The 17203-nt window shown below is 49.7% G+C and carries 12 protein-coding genes; 10 read left to right on the top strand and 2 right to left on the bottom strand.

Going from position 1 to position 17203, the window contains the following annotated elements; all coding sequences use genetic code 11:
* Positions 1-34 precede the first annotated feature (34 nt).
* The 9 genes from J3D54_RS00060 to J3D54_RS00020 all read left to right on the top strand — a co-directional run bounded on the left by J3D54_RS00060 (position 35) and on the right by J3D54_RS00020 (position 12026).
* Complete coding sequence (locus J3D54_RS00060; RefSeq protein WP_301293286.1) at positions 35-1402, top strand: phosphomannomutase; 1368 nt, start codon at positions 35-37, stop codon at positions 1400-1402.
* On the top strand, positions 1399-2196 hold the full coding sequence (locus tag J3D54_RS00055; RefSeq protein ID WP_253416189.1) for an ABC transporter permease: 798 nt from the start codon (positions 1399-1401) through the stop codon (positions 2194-2196). Before J3D54_RS00060 ends, J3D54_RS00055 begins: the two co-directional genes overlap by 4 nt.
* Entirely contained in the window at positions 2196-3419 is a 1224-nt protein-coding gene (locus tag J3D54_RS00050; RefSeq protein WP_253416188.1) for an ABC transporter ATP-binding protein, read from the top strand. Before J3D54_RS00055 ends, J3D54_RS00050 begins: the two co-directional genes overlap by 1 nt.
* Positions 3419-4618: an FkbM family methyltransferase gene (locus tag J3D54_RS00045; RefSeq protein WP_253416187.1), complete on the top strand. Its 1200-nt coding sequence runs from the start codon at positions 3419-3421 to the stop codon at positions 4616-4618. The genes J3D54_RS00050 and J3D54_RS00045 overlap by 1 nt, the downstream gene beginning before the upstream one ends.
* Positions 4618-7608, top strand: coding sequence for a glycosyltransferase (locus tag J3D54_RS00040; RefSeq protein WP_253416186.1), 2991 nt, complete (start codon positions 4618-4620; stop codon positions 7606-7608). The genes J3D54_RS00045 and J3D54_RS00040 overlap by 1 nt, the downstream gene beginning before the upstream one ends.
* 238 nt (positions 7609-7846) lie before the next feature.
* A complete protein-coding gene (gene gmd, locus J3D54_RS00035) occupies positions 7847-8878 on the top strand; it encodes a GDP-mannose 4,6-dehydratase (RefSeq protein WP_230174496.1) in 1032 nt (343 codons plus the stop codon).
* Positions 8878-9774, top strand: a complete 897-nt coding sequence (locus tag J3D54_RS00030) for a GDP-mannose 4,6-dehydratase (RefSeq protein WP_253416185.1) — start codon at positions 8878-8880, stop codon at positions 9772-9774. Before gmd ends, J3D54_RS00030 begins: the two co-directional genes overlap by 1 nt.
* Positions 9775-10917, top strand: coding sequence for a glycosyltransferase family 1 protein (locus J3D54_RS00025; RefSeq protein WP_253416184.1), 1143 nt, complete (start codon positions 9775-9777; stop codon positions 10915-10917).
* Positions 10917-12026 carry a glycosyltransferase family 4 protein gene (locus J3D54_RS00020; RefSeq protein WP_301293285.1) on the top strand — a complete coding sequence of 370 codons (1110 nt, stop codon included), beginning with the start codon at positions 10917-10919 and terminating at the stop codon, positions 12024-12026. Before J3D54_RS00025 ends, J3D54_RS00020 begins: the two co-directional genes overlap by 1 nt.
* 230 nt (positions 12027-12256) lie before the next feature.
* Here J3D54_RS00020 and J3D54_RS00015 read toward each other — a convergent pair whose 3' ends face one another.
* Positions 12257-14338, bottom strand: a complete 2082-nt coding sequence (locus J3D54_RS00015; RefSeq protein WP_253416183.1) for a hypothetical protein — start codon at positions 14336-14338, stop codon at positions 12257-12259.
* A 1230-nt stretch (positions 14339-15568) separates the two neighbouring features.
* Between J3D54_RS00015 and J3D54_RS00010 the strand changes: the two genes are divergently transcribed.
* A complete protein-coding gene (locus J3D54_RS00010) occupies positions 15569-16681 on the top strand; it encodes an acyltransferase (RefSeq protein WP_253416182.1) in 1113 nt (370 codons plus the stop codon).
* 152 nt (positions 16682-16833) lie between these two features.
* Here the strand turns inward: J3D54_RS00010 and J3D54_RS00005 are convergent.
* On the bottom strand, positions 16834-17203 hold a 370-nt coding region (locus J3D54_RS00005), incomplete at its 5' end, for a hypothetical protein (RefSeq protein ID WP_253416181.1).

Raw genomic sequence — 17203 nt, 5'->3', positions numbered from 1 at the left:
CGGGCGGCATCGGACATTTCAGTTAGTGAGTAGTATGTATCCTCCTATCGTGACGCAATGCTTCAAAGCCTATGACATTCGTGGTCAGGTTCCCGCTCAACTCAACGAAGACATCGCCTACCGCATAGGCCGTGCGCTCGTGGTCGAGTTGCAAGGGAAAACCTTCGTAGTCGGCCAGGACATGAGGCTCGAAAGCCCACCCCTGGCGGCAGCTCTGATGCGCGGCATTACCGAGGCGGGTGCCGATGTGATCGACATCGGGCTGTGCGGTACCGAGGAAGTCTATTTCGCTACCAGTCATTACAGAGTCGACGGCGGCGTGATGATCACTGCCAGCCACAATCCCAAAGGCTACAACGGCATGAAACTCGTCAAGGCCGAGTCTCGTCCTATCAGTGGCGACACAGGCCTCGACGCTATTCGTCTGCGTGTCGATCAGGGTGACCTGGGCGCTGCGGCTGTACAAAAAGGCACGGTTCGTCAGGCCTTTGACAAGACCGCCTACATCGACCATTTGCTCACTTACGTCGACGTCAACGCCTTGAAGCCTCTCAAAATCCTCGCCGATCCGGGCAATGGCGCTGCAGGTCCTGTGCTGCAGGCGCTGGCTGAACGACTGCCGCTGCAGTGGGTGTTCATCAACGAAGTGCCTGATGGCCACTTTCCGAACGGCGTCCCCAATCCGCTGCTGCCCGAGAATCGCGAACTGACTCGTCAGGCACTGCTGGCTAACCAGTGCGATATGGGCCTGGCTTGGGACGGTGACTTCGATCGATGCTTTTTCTTCGATGCCGATGGTCGGTTCATCGAGGGCTATTACCTCGTCGGCCTGCTGGCCGAAATGCTGCTCAAGCAACACCCCGGCAGCAAGATCATCCACGATCCGCGCCTGACCTGGAACACCATCGAGCAGGTCGAGCAGGCGGGTGGTATCGCCGTTCAGAGCAAAACCGGGCATGCGTTTATCAAGGAGCGCATGCGTGAGGAGGATGCGGTGTATGGCGGTGAGATGAGTGCTCACCACTACTTCCGCGATTTTGCGTATTGCGACAGTGGGATGATTCCGTGGTTGTTGGTGGCAGCATTGGTTTCTAGTACCGGAAAACCACTGTCCGAGCAAGTCGATGAGCGTATTGCAGCGTTCCCCTGCACCGGTGAGATCAACTACAAAGTGGCCGATGTGGCCAAGACGATTGAACATGTCTTGGCTCATTATCGGCCTCAGTCACCTATTCTGGATATGACCGACGGTATTAGCGTTGGATTCGAAGAATGGCGATTCAATCTGCGTGGTTCCAATACTGAGCCTTTATTGCGGCTGAACGTTGAAGCTAAAGGTGATAGCGAATTAATGTTTGCTCGTCTGAAGGAGATTGAGACGCTGATAGGTGCTGCTCAATGATCAGTCCGGCATTGAAGGCTCTATGGAATTACCGGGGCTTTATCCTGGGGAGCGTGAAGCGGGAGTTTCAATCTAAATACACCAACTCGATGTTGGGTGTTGGTTGGACAGTCATCCAGCCGTTGACAATGATTTTTGTGTATACGGTGATTTTTTCGCAGCTTATGCGTGCAAAGTTGCCAGGGGTAGACGGCACCTTTGGCTATAGTATCTATCTGTGTGTGGGTGTCATTACCTGGGGTTACTTTGGCGAGATAGTTGGTAGAGCCCAAAGTATTTTTATAGATAATGCGAACCTGATTAAAAAGTTGAGCTTTCCACGCCTGTGCCTGCCGGTGACATTGGTGTTGAATGCTTCGGTCAATTTCGGGATTATTTTCTCGCTGTTTATCATTTTTCTACTGGTGACCGGGAATTTTCCGGGGTGGGTTTTCTTTACGATTATTCCCATTCTGTTGATTCAGGTGTTATTTGCCATTGGCCTGGGGGTCACGCTTGGTGTGTTGAACGTGTTCTTTCGGGACGTAGGGCAGCTTTTTGGTGTCGTACTGCAATTCTGGTTCTGGTTTACGCCGATTGTGTACCCGCTCAATATTCTGCCAGCCTGGTTGCAGTCACTGATGAAACTTAACCCGATGGCGACGTTGATTGGTTCATACCAGGGCGTCATGGTGCACGGACAGATGCCCGATTGGATTGCGCTCCTTCCTATTGTGTTACTCAGCCTGTTCATATGCTTCCTGGGGCTTCATTTATTTAAAAAGCATTCGGGCGAATTGGTGGATGAACTCTGATGGGGACGATTAACGTAACGGGCCTGGGCAAGGCTTATAAACAGTACCCGAGTCGTGCGTCCCGCTTGGCCGAGTGGATAATTCCGTGGAGCAGGCCACGCCACAAGTTGAAGTGGGTCCTCGAAGACCTGAACTTCCAGGTGCGGCCAGGTGAAGCTGTAGGGATTATCGGCGTCAACGGTGCAGGCAAAAGTACCTTGTTGAAGATGATCACCGGTACCACCCAGCCCACCGTCGGCAATGTAGAAATAAGTGGCCGGGTAGCCGCACTGCTAGAGTTGGGCATGGGTTTTCATCCCGATTTCACCGGCCGCCAGAATGCGATCATGGCTGGGCAGTTGCTTGGCTTGAGTGTGAGTGAAGTCACCGAGTTGATGCCGGAAATCGAGGCGTTTGCCGAGATCGGCGACTACATCGACCAGCCGGTTAGACTTTATTCCAGCGGGATGCAGATGCGCTTGGCGTTTAGTGTCGCAACGGCTCGTAGACCCGATGTCTTGATCGTTGACGAGGCGTTGTCGGTGGGCGATGCCTATTTCCAGCACAAGAGCTTTGAAAGGATTCGCGAATTCCGTAAGGGCGGTACCACATTGCTTATTGTCTCTCACGACAAGGCGGCGATTCAGTCTATTTGCGATCGTGCAATTTTGTTGAGAAGCGGAAAGCTGGCAATGGAAGGTAAGCCAGAAGAAGTAATGGATTACTACAATGCGATGCTGGCAGAGAAAGAAAACGCTAATACAGTTCGCCAGGAAATTTCCTCCGACGGTCGGATAAAGACAGTTTCCGGTACAGGACAAGCAACTGTTGCGGAAATAAATATTCTGAACGCTAATGGCGATCCTGTTGAGGTCATCGATGTAGGTGCACCTGTAACGCTAAGTGTCAAGGTTCGTGTGTCTGCAGCTATTCCTCGTCTGGTTCTTGGTTACATGATAAAGGACCGGTTGGGCCAAACGGTATTTGGCACTAATACTCATCATTTGCAGCGTGCTGAATTGAATCTGGTTGAGGGTGAGGAGTTGGTTTATAACTTTGCCTGTGAGATGAATGTCGGGCCTGGAAGTTATTCTATCGCTACGGCACTTGTCAGCGACGATTCTCACCTCAGTAATAATTATGAGTGGCGAGACTTGGCTTTGGTTTTTAATGTTGTGAACCAAAGTAAAAGCTTATTTGCTGGGGCATGTTGGATGCCGCTTGATTTGGAAATCATACGCTAATGTCATTTGTATCGTACGCCCAGAACTTCGAAGATGTGATGCTGTGGAGAGCGCTGAATCACGTCTCCAAAGGTTTCTACATTGATATTGGTGCCCAGGACCCGGTCCATGACTCCGTCAGCCTCGCATTCTATGAGCATCAATGGCGCGGGGTGCATGTCGAGCCAACCGAACAATACTCATCAAGGTTGAGGCTTGCTCGGCCCGATGAAGTGATCGAACAGGTCGCTATTGGTTCGGGCACTGAAACCCTTGAGTTTTACGAGTTCTCGGACACTGGCCTTTCGACCTCCGACAACTCTATTGCCAAGTTGCACCTTGATTCCGGCTATCAAGCCATACGTCGAGTTGTGCCGGTGATGTCGCTGGATACTTTGCTGGAAAAGTATCGCGACCGAGCCGTCAACTGGATGAAGATTGATGTTGAAGGGCTCGAAAAAAATGTAATAGAGAGCTGGGTCGAGTCGCCGATCCGTCCTTGGGTTCTGGTCATCGAAAGCACTTTGCCACTCAGTGAGGAGCAAAGCCACGACGACTGGGAGGATTTGATTCTGGCGAAAGGATATCGCTTTGCCTACTTTGATGGGTTAAACCGATTTTATGTGCATGAGAATCACATAGAGCTACTTGAGTCATTCAACCGTCCTCCCAATGTCTTTGACCGATTCGTTTTGAGCGGCAAGGCCTCGCATTCGTTCTACCAGCTTGTTCAAAGCCGAGTGCTGCAAGCCGAAGCTGATACTCGTCGTCGGGAGGAGCTGAGAGCTTTGGAAGAGACACTGAGGGTTTTGGAAGAGGCAAAACGCATGTCTGTCGAGGCCGAACTCGCCGCTGTGTATGCGAGTACGTCTTGGCGGCTGACGCAGCCGTTGCGCTGGTTGGTGTTTCAAGTTCGCTTGGCCCGGCAGCTTGGTTTCACGGTTCGTTTGAAAACTTTCGTGAAAAAAGTCTTGGGTTTTTCACTCCGCAAGGTCTCTCTGTTTTTTTCGACACGACCAATTTTGCGTTCAAGGTGTGTAGGGCTTCTTAAAACCCTCGGTTTCTATGATGGCGCACGCAAAGTGTTCAACCATCTTTCTAAAAGTGTTGTCTCCATACGAGCTAAAGCACCACTCAGTGAGCAGTACCTCACTGGCAGGGGGCGCGACTTGTATCGCCGACTGAAGACGTCTGCCCAGCAGCGTGGTGGGGGTCAGTAATGCGTATTGTGATCGATCTTCAAGGTGCTCAATCGACAGGCTCACGTAACCGTGGGATCGGTCGATACGCGCTGTCGTTGGCGCAAGGGGTTGCGCGAAACCGCGGTAACCACGAAGTTCTGCTGGCCTTGAGCGGCGCTTTTCCTGAGGCTGTTGACAGTATTCGAGAGATTTTCCAGGATCTGATCCCTCAGGAAAACATTGTCGTTTGGCATATACCTGAAGCGGTGAGCCACATCGACGTGGGTAATACCTGGCGCCGTTACGCCGCAGAGCGCGTTCGTGAGTCTTTTCTTGCGTCCCTGAACCCCGACGTCGTTCTGGTAAGCAGCCTTTTCGAAGGTTTCGAAGATGACTCCGTTACCAGCGTTGGCTGCTTTGCCGATAATCTGCCAACCGCTGTCGTGTTGTATGACCTGATCCCATACATCAATCGCGACACCTATCTCAAGAACCCGCTGATCGAGAAGTGGTACGACAGTAAAATAAACTATCTCCAGTCGGCAGGCCTTCTGCTGTCGATTTCTGAATCCTCCCGCCAAGAGGCTATTCAATATCTGGGCGTAAATGCTTGGAACGCGGTGAATATCTCGACGGCAGTTGACGCGCACTTCAAGGTCAGGTCCTACAGTGACTCGCAAAAGGCCGACTTGCTCTCTCGTTTCGGGTTGAATCGGGCCTTTGTTATGTACACCGGCGGTATTGACCATCGGAAAAACATCGAGGGACTGATTCGTTCGTATGCACGGTTGCCGGCCGTTACCCTGGAGCAGCATCAACTGGCAGTCGTCTGTTCGGTACGGCCTGAAGATCGTGCGCGATTGGAGGCCCTGGCCAGAGAGCATGGCCTTGACCGTGACCAATTCGTCATGACCGGGTTTGTTTCGGAAGACGACCTCGTTGCCCTGTACAACCTGTGCCAGGCATTTATCTTCCCGTCCTGGCATGAGGGCTTCGGGCTTCCCGCGTTGGAGGCGATGTCCTGTGGTCGCGCGGTGGTGGCAGCAAATACCTCGAGTCTGCCTGAAGTAGTCAATAACGCTCAGGCGATGTTTGATCCGCTGGACGATGCATCGATTACGGAAAAGCTGCGCGAAGTCTTGATGGACGATTCGTTTCGCGCTCAGTTGGAGCGGCATGGCCTGGAACAGGCGAAACAGTTCTCTTGGGATAAAACGGCGCAGCGAGCGATTGCTGCCCTGGAGACCTTCCATGAGCAACGTTCCAAAGAAACTCCAGTCGTTGAGTCTCGAAAGGGGCTGCCACGTTTAGCTTATGTCTCACCGTTACCGCCTGAGCGAAGCGGGATCAGCGATTACAGCGCTGAACTGTTGCCTGAGTTGTTGCAGCATTTTGATATCGATGTGGTTGTTACGCAAAGCGATATCGAGCCCGCCTGGATAAAGGAAAAGTGCCCGGTTCGTACGGTGGAGTGGTTTGTAGAAAACGCTGCTTCTTATGATCACGTGCTCTACCATTTCGGCAACTCGACTTTCCACGAGCATATGTTTGAGTTGGTTGCGTCGATCCCCGGTGTCGTGGTGCTGCACGACTTTTTCCTTTCCGGGATTCTTGCGCACATGGAATTGAATACCCATGCGCAAGGGATCTGGACCGATGCACTGTATGAGAGTCACGGTTACGCTGCGGTGATTGATCGTTTCCACTCGAAAGAGTTGGTTGATGCTATCTGGAAGTACCCAGCTAACCTGCCGGTTCTGAAGTCCGCACAGGGCGTGATTATCCACTCTGAAAACTCACGCAAACTTGCCAATCAATGGTATGGGCCACAAGTGGGGAGTGAATGGGTCAACATTCCACTTCTGAGAGTGCCTGCGCAAACGTCTCCCGAGGCGCGTGGAGAGACTCGCAACAAGTTGGGACTCAAGGCGGAAGATTTTGTAGTGTGCAGTTTTGGTTTGTTGGGTCCCAGCAAGTTGAACCACAGGCTTCTGGAAGCCTGGCTGAGTTCTCCTATGGCTAATGATGCTGCCTGCGTCTTGGTCTTTGTCGGGCAAAACGATCCAGGTACTTACGGCGATGAGCTTCAGCAGCGCATTGACCGGGCAGGCGTAGCCTCGCGAATCCTGATTACAGGTTGGGCTTCATCCGAGACATTCCGGGACTATCTTGCGATTGCGGATGTCGGGGTACAGCTGCGGGCACATTCCAGAGGTGAAACCTCTGCAGCCGTGCTCGATTGCATGAACTATGGCCTGGCAACCATCGTCAATGCCAACGGAAGCATGGCGGATCTGGAAGATGACGGTGTCGTCAAGCTGCCTGATGAATTTGCCGATGGTGAACTTATCGCTGCCTTGAGCAAGCTGTGGACCGATGTTCAAGGCCGTCAGGCATTAGGTGCACGAGCTCAGAGCATCGTTCACTCACGCCACGCCCCTGCGCCTTGCGCTGCTCAATATAAAACTGCAATCGAGCATTTCCGCGCCAACAGTAAGTCCGGTGTTGCTGATCTGATTCAATCTATCGCGTTGCTCGAAGCGACCCCTGGATCGCCGGTGACAGATGAAGACTTAATGGCTGTCGCCGAAGCGATCGATCGCTCGCTACCGGCGCCGCTGGAAAGGCCGCAATTGTTGCTCGATATCACGCCATTCATTGATGGTCAGATGGCACGTGACAGTGCGAAATCGCTGATAACTACTTGGCTGGCGCGTGTTCCTGCGGGTGTACGGTTTGAACCGGTCTACGCAAGTTGCGAGGATCAGGTGTACCGCTATGCGAGGGAGTTCACCTTATCGCTTCTTGGATGTCCGACTCATGCATTGCACGATGAGAAGGTGACCTATCGAATGGGGGATCAGCTTGTCATGCTGGAAGCAGGGTCGGCACATCGCCAGTCAATGCAAGAAGGTTTTCAGGCGCTGGTACGTCAAGGCGTCAAATCCTTCACTGTCGGTGATGATGAAGACAATGGCGGTCTGGATCGGATTTTTGCCGAGCTGCCCGCAGTGACAAATTCAAATTAGTTCTAACGCTTTACCAGACTATGCCGAAATCGTGATGACGGCGAAGTCTGGTGAGTCGGACATCTGCTTGAAGGCTTGTCAGAGGTGCCAGTGGCTTGTGAGCTGCGCCTTGTGCAGTCGTCATCAACGACTGCAGTCTGTATGATCTGCACTACGCTAAATGCTTCGGCATGCATCTGGGGCTCAGGTATGCGTCCCTCGTTTTTGAAAACATTTGTATGGGGTTCAAAGGATTCGAATGAAAGCTATCGTTACCGGCATTACTGGTCAGGACGGTGCCTACCTGGCAGAGCTGTTGCTCGAAAAAGGCTACACCGTGTATGGCACCTACCGCCGTACCAGCTCTGTCAATTTCTGGCGTATTGAGGAGCTGGGCATCCACCAGCACCCTAATCTCCATCTGGTCGAGTATGACTTGACTGACCTGTCTGCCAGTATTCGCCTGCTTCAGACAACTGAAGCCACCGAGGTTTACAACCTTGCGGCGCAGAGCTTCGTCGGTGTCTCTTTTGAACAGCCATTGACCACTGCAGAAATTACCGGTTTGGGCGCAGTCAACCTGTTGGAAGCCATTCGTATCGTTAACACGAAGGTTCGCTTCTATCAGGCTTCTACCTCCGAAATGTTCGGTAAGGTACAGGCGATCCCTCAGGTTGAAAGCACACCTTTCTACCCGCGCAGCCCATACGGCGTCGCCAAGCTGTACGCCCACTGGATGACCATCAACTACCGCGAGTCTTACGGTATTTTTGCGACCAGCGGTATTCTGTTCAACCACGAATCGCCACTGCGCGGTCGTGAGTTCGTGACGCGCAAGATCACCGACTCCGTGGCCAAGATCAAACTGGGCCTGCTGGACAAGATGGAATTGGGCAACATGGACGCCAAGCGCGACTGGGGTTTTGCCAAAGAGTACGTCGAAGGTATGTGGCGCATGCTGCAAGCCAAAGAACCAGACACCTTCGTTCTGGCTACCAACCGTACTGAAACAGTTCGTGACTTCGTTTCGATGGCATTCAAGGCGGTCGATATCACCATCAAATGGAGTGGTGAAGCAGAAGCAGAGCAGGGCATTGATGCTGAAACCGGTAAAGTGCTGGTGACCATCAATCCTAAGTTCTACCGCCCGACTGAAGTCGAATTGCTGATCGGTAATCCGGCTAAAGCCAAGGAAGTACTGGGTTGGGAGCCAAAGACCAATCTGGAAGAGTTGTGCCGCATGATGGTCGAAGCAGATCTTCGTCGTAATGAAAAAGGATTTTCGTTCTGATGACCATTGCTGGCAAACGTGCGCTGATAACAGGTATTCATGGGTTCACCGGTCGTTACATGGCCGCGGAACTCGAAGCCCACGGTTACGAGGTCATCGGGTTGGGGAGTCAGCCTTCCGGTGAGCCTGGTTACCACCAGATCGATCTGGCCGATGGTCCGGGTCTGCATGCTTTGCTGGCAACCCTTCAGCCGGATTTCGTGGTGCATCTCGCTGCACTGGCGTTTGTTGGGCATGGTGCGCCGGAGGCGTTTTATCAGGTCAACCTGATAGGCTCCCGTAACCTGCTCGAAGCTATCGCCAACTGCGGCAAGACACCGAGCTGCGTATTGCTCGCCAGTAGCGCAAATGTGTATGGCAACACCTCGTCCGGATTGCTAGACGAGTCGACTGCCCCAGCACCGGCCAATGATTACGCAGTCAGCAAGTTGGCCATGGAGTTCATGGCCAACCTGTGGCGCGAACGTTTGCCTTTGGTAATTGCTCGCCCCTTCAATTACACCGGTGTTGGACAGGCAGACAATTTTCTTTTACCCAAGATCGTTTCTCACTTTCGCCGTAAGGCCGAGAAAATCGAGCTGGGTAATCTTGATGTGTGGAGAGACTTCAGTGACGTCCGTGCACTGGTCAAGGCATATCGAGGATTGCTGGAAGCCAGGCCGGTTGGCCAGACTATCAATGTAAGCTCCGGAAAGGCCCATTCGTTGCGCGAAGTGATCGCCATGTGTGAGGTGTTGACGGGTCATAAAATCGAAGTCGAGGTCAATCCGGCGTTTGTGCGAGCAAATGAGGTCAAGACGCTGTGCGGTGACAATAGCCGCCTCAAGTCGTTGGTCCCCGGGTGGCAAACGCCTCCACTTGAAGAAACTTTAAGCTGGATGCTGGCGGCCGAATAAATGAAGCTAGTGTTATCCGTAGAGCCGGTCCGTTTTCCACTGACCGGCATAGGTCGTTATACCTACGAATTAGCCTTGAGACTGCAGAAAAGCGAGGAGATAACCGATCTCCAGTTTTTCGCCGGTCGGCGCTTTTTACCAAGCCTGCCTACCGCGTCCGATGCATCAGGCAGCGGATATGGGCTGAAGCGCGCTGTTCAAAAGAACTTTTTAGCGGTCGAGGCGTATCGGTTGCTGATGCCGATTCTTCGAGCAAGGGCGTTGAAAAATCACTCGGATTTCCTGTATCACAGCCCTAACTATTATCTTCCCCCTTTCGCAGGGAAGAGTGTTGCTACATTTCATGATCTCTCGCCCTTTACCTGGGCGCATTGCCACGCCCCGCAGTTGGTTCGCTACCTGCAGAAAGAGTTGAGGAAGACGCTTGATCGTGCGGATGCACTGATCACCGACTCTGAATTCACCCGCCAGGAATTAGCCGAATACTTTTCATGGCCGATAGAGCGTATTCACACGGTACCCCTGGCCAGTTCCGAAGAGTTTTATTCGCGTGATTACGAGTCCCTTAAGGAGCCTCTGGCCAAGCATGCTCTTGTGCCCGGGGAATACAGTCTCTTTGTCGGCACGATTGAACCGCGCAAAAATATTGAAACCTTGCTGGATGCCTATTCTCGCCTTCCACTCACATTGAGAACCCGTTGGCCGTTGATCCTGACGGGCTACTACGGTTGGCGGAACGACGAGATTCACCAGCGTCTGGATACCGCGCGACGTGAGGGCTGGGCACGCTATTTAGGATTTGTTCCAAGCGAAGACTTGCCTTTGTTGTTCTCGGGTGCTCGTCTGTTTGCTTTCCCTTCTCTCTATGAGGGGTTTGGCTTGCCGGTATTGGAGGCGATGAGTTCGGGGGTGCCAGTGGTGTGCTCCAACAGTTCATCGCTGCCTGAGGTCGCCGGCAATGCCGCGCTGATGTGCGAAGCGCTGGATGTCGTGAAACTGACAGAGCTCCTGCAGAAAGGCCTTGAGGATGAAACCTGGCGTCTTCAGGCGATTACCGAAGGCCTGGTGCACTGCTCAGCATTTTCCTGGCAGCGCTGCGCCGACGAAACACTGCAGGTTTACCGGAAGGTTATGGAAAGCTGATGATCAAGGTTCTGCATTTTTTCAAGACGTATTATCCGGAAACAATGGGCGGTATCGAACAGGTGATATTCCAGTTGGCCGAAGGCTCGGCCAAGCATGGTATCCAAGCCGAAGTGCTATACCTGAGCCCTCGCGGGTCCGCTCGAAATGAAACCGTGGGGCATCATGTAAGCCACCGCTCGAAGCTGGACTTGCAGTTGGCCTCTACCGGGTTCTCGCTCTCGGTGATCAAGGATTTCGTGGAGCTGGCCAAAGAGGCTGACATTATCCATTTCCACTTCCCTTGGCCGTATATGGACCTGGTCCATTTCGCTACGCGCCTGGGTAAGCCTACGGTGGTCAGTTACCACTCGGATATCGTCAAGCAGAAAACCCTGCTCAAGCTCTACAAGCCATTGATGTACCGCTTCCTGTCCAGTGTCGATCGCATTGTCGCGTCTTCCCCGAACTATGCGCAGAGCAGTACAGTGCTGACAGACTTCAAGGATAAGGTCAGCATCATTCCCTATGGCCTGGATCGAGACACTTACCCTGAACCCTCTTCTGAAAAGCTGGAAGAATGGAAATCGCGGGTGGGGGAGAAGTTCTTCCTGTTTGTAGGTGCGCTGCGATATTACAAAGGCATCCATTTTTTGCTTGAAGCAGCAGAGAAGACCAGGCTCCCTGTTGTTATTGTGGGAGGAGGGATGCTTGAAGAAGAGCTGAAAGCGAAGGCCCAAGCCTCGGGGCTCGATAACGTGCATTTCGTTGGTAAGTTACCTGATATTGATAAGGCGGCATTGCTGACGCTTTGCTATGCGTTGGTGTTTCCTTCCCATTTGCGCTCTGAATCGTTTGGGATTTCCTTGCTGGAAGGGGCGATGTACGGGAAGCCGATGATTTCCTGTGAGATAGGGTCTGGTACTACCTATATCAATATCGCTGATGAGACAGGTTTGGTGGTGCCTCCGGCTGATGTTGATGCATTGGCGGCGGCGATGAAAGCGCTGTGGGATCAGCCGGAGATGGCGGCGGAGATGGGTGGGCGTGCTGCAGAGAGGTATGCGAAGGTTTTTACTGCAGATACAATGGTTTCTGCCTACGCCGGCATTTATAAGTCATTAGTTTAATTGTGTTTGATGGTGGTTTTTTTTTAGTATGTTTGGCTGTTTGGGTTGAGAGTCTGATTGATTGTATTTTGCGTCACTTGAACAAGGGTTGAATTGTTCAATGAAATTGTGATGCGTTATCGAGCTCAATATTTTTTCGACTCTGTCGATATATAGGTTGCTGTAGGGTTTCAATTATAAAGCTGCCTCTAGGGGGGGGGCAGCTTTATAATGATGTTTCTATTGGCTATTTATAGTCTTTCAAAGTTTATGCTTCGAAGCTCGAGAGAGCCAGAGCCATTATAAGTGATATGAACCTCTAGTTGTTCTATGCCATTTTCAGGGGTGGTAAAGCGTATTGATTTATCTCTGTCGCTTGACTGGATCTCGCCGCTATACAGAATGGTAGGCTGCTTCGAGGCAAAGTCGCCTACTTCAATTTTCCCAACTATAAGGGAGGCGCTATCAGATGAAGTGGTATTAAGTGTTAACTTGTAGTTTCCGTGAGGTAAGCTCAGATAAGGGCCATAAGATAAAATGCCTGCTTTCTCTGGAGGTGTGACGATTTTGGAGTTGCTTGATACTGTTCCGATTAGCCCGGGTAGATCTGATCCGTTGTATAGTGCGGATCCTCGACCATAATTTTTGAATAGTGCGTTTTGCTGTCGAGTACGTAGAGCTTTGTCTAAGGTGTCACCCTCGAATATTAAGAGTGAAGTTCCAGAGTCGTTGCAGGCAAGTTTTTTGTAATTTTTTGGTATTTTGTTCGTCAGATTTTTTATGTCGAAGCCGCTGATTAGCCCAATTTCATTGTCCTGAGCAACGATGAAGTTGTAATTGGTTATTCCGTACTTTAAGGGGGTGGCAACTGGACCTTGTGTTGTGATCCAGAATGATGGGTCTAAGTTGTTGTCCGAGGAAAGGATGTAGTGGGAGCGGTTCAAGTAGTACATCGTTGCTCTTGAATCGATATAGTTTGCAATTCCAGAAGTCAAGCGTATGCCGGAGAGCTCAGAATTTTGGATGCAGGATGCTATGTCCCTAGAGTCGTCATAGAACGCTCCATATCTAATAGTGTCGTTTATTTCTGTGTCTTTGTTTTTTAGAATAACGAATATGGCTGATGGAATTGTCAGGGCTAAAGCTAATATGGTAAGAGTGATTGGAGTGTGTTTGTATTTCGAAAGCCGTTCTTTTTTATCGATGAATAGTAGGGATACTGGTATCGATAGAGCTATGAACGTCATAAAATATCGAAAGCCGGATACGTCTGCAAAACCTCCAGATATAATTGAGCCTAGAATGGATGTGGCAGTTGTAGTTAGAAAAAAGACGCAAATAAGAAATTGGCTTGTTTCAGTAAGGTTAGGCAGGTTAGAGGTGTGGTTTACAGTTGTAAATGTTTTACAGGCTAGAGTGATGCTTTTAAAAAGTGCGTAAGTGACAGTGGTCGCAAAAAAAATGAATGAGATAACAACCCAAGGGGTAGTTGGGTTGAGCAGGTTTTGAAGTCCGGATATTAAATAGTCTAGAGAAATTTCTGCTCTTTGAAGCGTGGGGTAAATACGTCCCTGAAGGGGCGAGTTAAAGGTTATAGCGTTGGTGATGTAGTAACCTGCTATTTGAGAGGTGCCAAGTAGTATTGTTAGTTTGGTCAGGGTTTTGGTAAGTGTTCTATTTTTATTTATGGTTGCGTGAGCAATTAAAGCTATCAGGGTTAGAAAAAAAGGTAGTGTGAAGCAGATTAGGAATACTGCGGATGATGCTTGGGCTATGGCTGCTATTATCAAAAATAAAAAAGCTGTGGTGATTTTTTGTTTTGTCAGGAATGTAATTGCTAGTCCTAGCAGGATTAATCCTGAAATTAAGGTTGGTACTTGGATGTTGTTGGATATGAAGTATATGGCAATGTTGGTTTTGCCAGTAAGGTCGGAGCCGGTAAAGTGATCGGATGTGACGACGGTTAGAAGTAAGGCTAATAGAGGGATATATTGTACAGCTCTTGATGAATTGGGTAATAGGCGTTTGGTTAGCCACACGCAGAGTGTTCCTATAGCGCCAATCTGAACGAACGTAACAAAAATGATCTCGAAGACTATGTTTTTGCTTAACAAGTATGATGCAAGATAAATGATCATATCCGGAAAATAACTCGGGGCGGGTGACATTTTCCAGTCGCTCCAAGATCCTCCATTCAAAAAAATATCGTCTAGCAAGAATCTCATGAACAGAATGTCGCTGTGTATTTTTGTGGTGAATACCAGCAGTAATATGCTCGTGAGGAGGCACGCTATCAGCGTTGGTAGTAGGTGTCGTTGTTGTGGGATGAGCATGTTGGATTTTCCGGTGTTTCGTGATGAGGTTTCAACATATTATGGCGTTAAATAAAAGTGCTTTCAAAGCTTTATTTGATCATAACTGCCTTCCTGCTGCTTCTGACTGGCACGACTTTTTCTATGTTTTGTAGAAGCCAGATTAGCGAGAGATAAGGTTAGTTGTGGCTTGTCGCATGGCTGAAACCTAAATGATCGAACTTGGTTAGTTTTGATAGCTGATTGTACGTAGATTAATGATTTGCGTGAAGGCCGACATGGTGTGGGCGTAGATGTTTTGTAACCGTTTCATGAGCCCTAAGTCAAGACCGTAGCAGTGGCTACTTAGCCAACAATTGAAATAAACTTGCGCGGTACACGAAGTTCACCGTCATCACTTTTCTCCAAGCCCAAAAAAGATTGCACGTGGCGGGCTTTGCCTTTTCGATTGGTGTTTTACATCTCTGGAGGCTAAGTCAGTATGGGGTCACTAAAATTTCACCCAAAGTGTTTTTCCACATTGACCATGCTCTGCACCTGCAGTTATGGCTTTTCAAATACAAGCATTTTCATCGCATGTCCCGACCCCCTAGTCTCGGATCGAAGACATCAAGGAGCCACCCAAGCATGAACTGACTGTGCTTGCGGCTGACGCGAGCAAGCCATCCGTAAGGTTGATGTATGCCGTAGCTGCGAAACTGCCCTGGTTATCGCTGATAAGTCCGCGCAGTTGAGTAAAGTACTCAGTCTCTACGGCAATCGACATCCCGCGTCAAAGGCGGAAGCGTTGGGTGAGTCAGTGTGGTAACACCTGACGAAAAATCGGTTGCTGGAAAGTCGCGCAATTCACTGCGACGAAAAGCGTGTGTCTGTGATGAAAAAACTAAAACGCGGCCAGGCGGGCTATCATCCTTTGGTCATTGGTCATTGGTCATTGGTCATTGGTCATTGGTCATTGGTCGTAAGGACTGGCTGTTCAGTGACACGCTCAAAAGTCCGACGGCCAGCGTTCTATGTTATAGCCAGGTCGAGGCTGGGTAGAAACAAAACGTCCAAGGCTCGGCGTGCTAATGGTAGTATTTCGTGATCAGTGGGTCGTAATACTGACGTAAACAGGGTACGGATTAACATGGTTATAGAAGCATCGGAGATTTTTGTTCGTGCTGGGTAATATACTGCTCTATAGGGTGGGATTCTCTTAAAGAGACTCTTGGGTTTTTTATGTGTTGTACATGCTAACAAGGTTAAAAAATGCGTGTTGAACGTCATAACGTAGACATAGATGCATTGCGCGGAATTGCAATTATTTTAGTGGTCTCATACCACATGGCGGCTGTTGGATATATTCCATCCGTGGTTTCCGCAATGCTAGCTAATTTTAACGGTTCTTTTGGAGTCGATCTTTTTTTTCTGGTAAGTGGTTTTCTTGTAAGCGCTTCGCTGATGAGGATTTTGGAATCAAATTCCGGTAGTTTTAGGAAAGCAATAAGCATCTATTTTGCTCGTCGATGGTTTCGTACGATTATTCCGGCAGCGATATGGGTCGTTATATGGACAGTGCTATCTTTTCTGACAGATGGTTTTGGTGAGCCGGTAAAGAATTTAAATCATGCAGTGGCGGCTGTTTTACAGTGGGCTCACCTGTTTCTTTACTTTGAATGTGTTAAGGGGAATGGCTGTGGTCTATTTGGTTATTACTGGTCGCTTTCGTTGGAAGAGTGGTTTTATGTAGTGCTTCCGGTTTTGTTTTTGTGCCTTAGAATGAAGGCAATGCTTGCTGTTATTGCCGGTCTTCTGCTTGTTTTGTTTGCTCTAGCATTTGTGGGGTGGTCTATGTGGGGAATTTTGCGCATAGAGCCAATGCTGGTGGGTGTTGTTATCTACTTAACGCGTACGAAGTTACTGGTGCTGGCGGATAGGTTAGGGAGGCGTAAATGGGTGAGATGGGTGCTGCCTATATTGCTATTGTCTTCTATGTACTTGACGGCTCATTATTTTGGCAAGGCTTACGTAGCAATCGTTACGAGCTGTGCGCTGCTATTTGTTTTATCGCTTCCAGATAAAGGGTATCTCATGGGGCGCCAAACAAGCATCATGCTTTCAGTTGTGGGTAAGGTTTCGTTTTCTATTTATCTTGTGCATGTTCCTTTAATTTGGTTGGTGTCTCATTTGTATGAAGGGTATAGCGGCTTCGGAGCTATGCTGTTAGCTAATAGTTTCCTTTTTTCAATAATTGCTTTGGCTTCATTTATTTCTTACAGATATCTTGAATTGCCAAGCAGAAAACTCGGCTACAGGATAGGTGAGTATATTGAGTATAGGTCGGTTGGAGTGGTATTAGACGAAAAGCAACGGCTGTACTGAGTGCTGATTATTTTTGTCTTGGTAATTCATGGTTTATGTCAGGTGCTATAGTTTTCGAATTGGATAAAAGAAGGGTGTCTGTGTTAGACACCCTTGAGTTTAGGCTGTGTATTAACGTGCTTCCGTCGTGTATGTTTCGGAAGTGAAAACTATTAGTTGGCCAGTCGTTCTATCGTCAACGACTGGATTGAAAGGCTTCCCGATTGGTACCAAGTACGAACCTCAAGATTTCTGATGAAACTCTCCTGTATGTCGAGGTTGGTCTCTATCTTGACTTCTTTACCAGGTGTTAGCGATTTCTTGGCGAGCGTTACTACTTTGTTGTTTGGGTTGGTACCCTGAATGTCTGTATAGCCGAGGTCGTTGCCATCTCCTGAGATCGATAACTCGACTCGATACTTTCCTTGAGGCAATTCGATGTAGGGCCCATAAGAAATGAATCCCGAGGTGGTTTTACCCTGTTCGGCTACACGCTTTCCATCTCGGGGTACACCTACCAATCCCGCCAACTCATCACCTTTC

It is taken from the genome of Pseudomonas sp. GGS8 (genome assembly GCF_024168645.1).
GTDB lineage: Bacteria > Pseudomonadota > Gammaproteobacteria > Pseudomonadales > Pseudomonadaceae > Aquipseudomonas.
The sequence above is the reverse complement of the archived record's forward strand: the minus strand, read 5'-3'. Positions and strand labels throughout refer to the sequence as shown.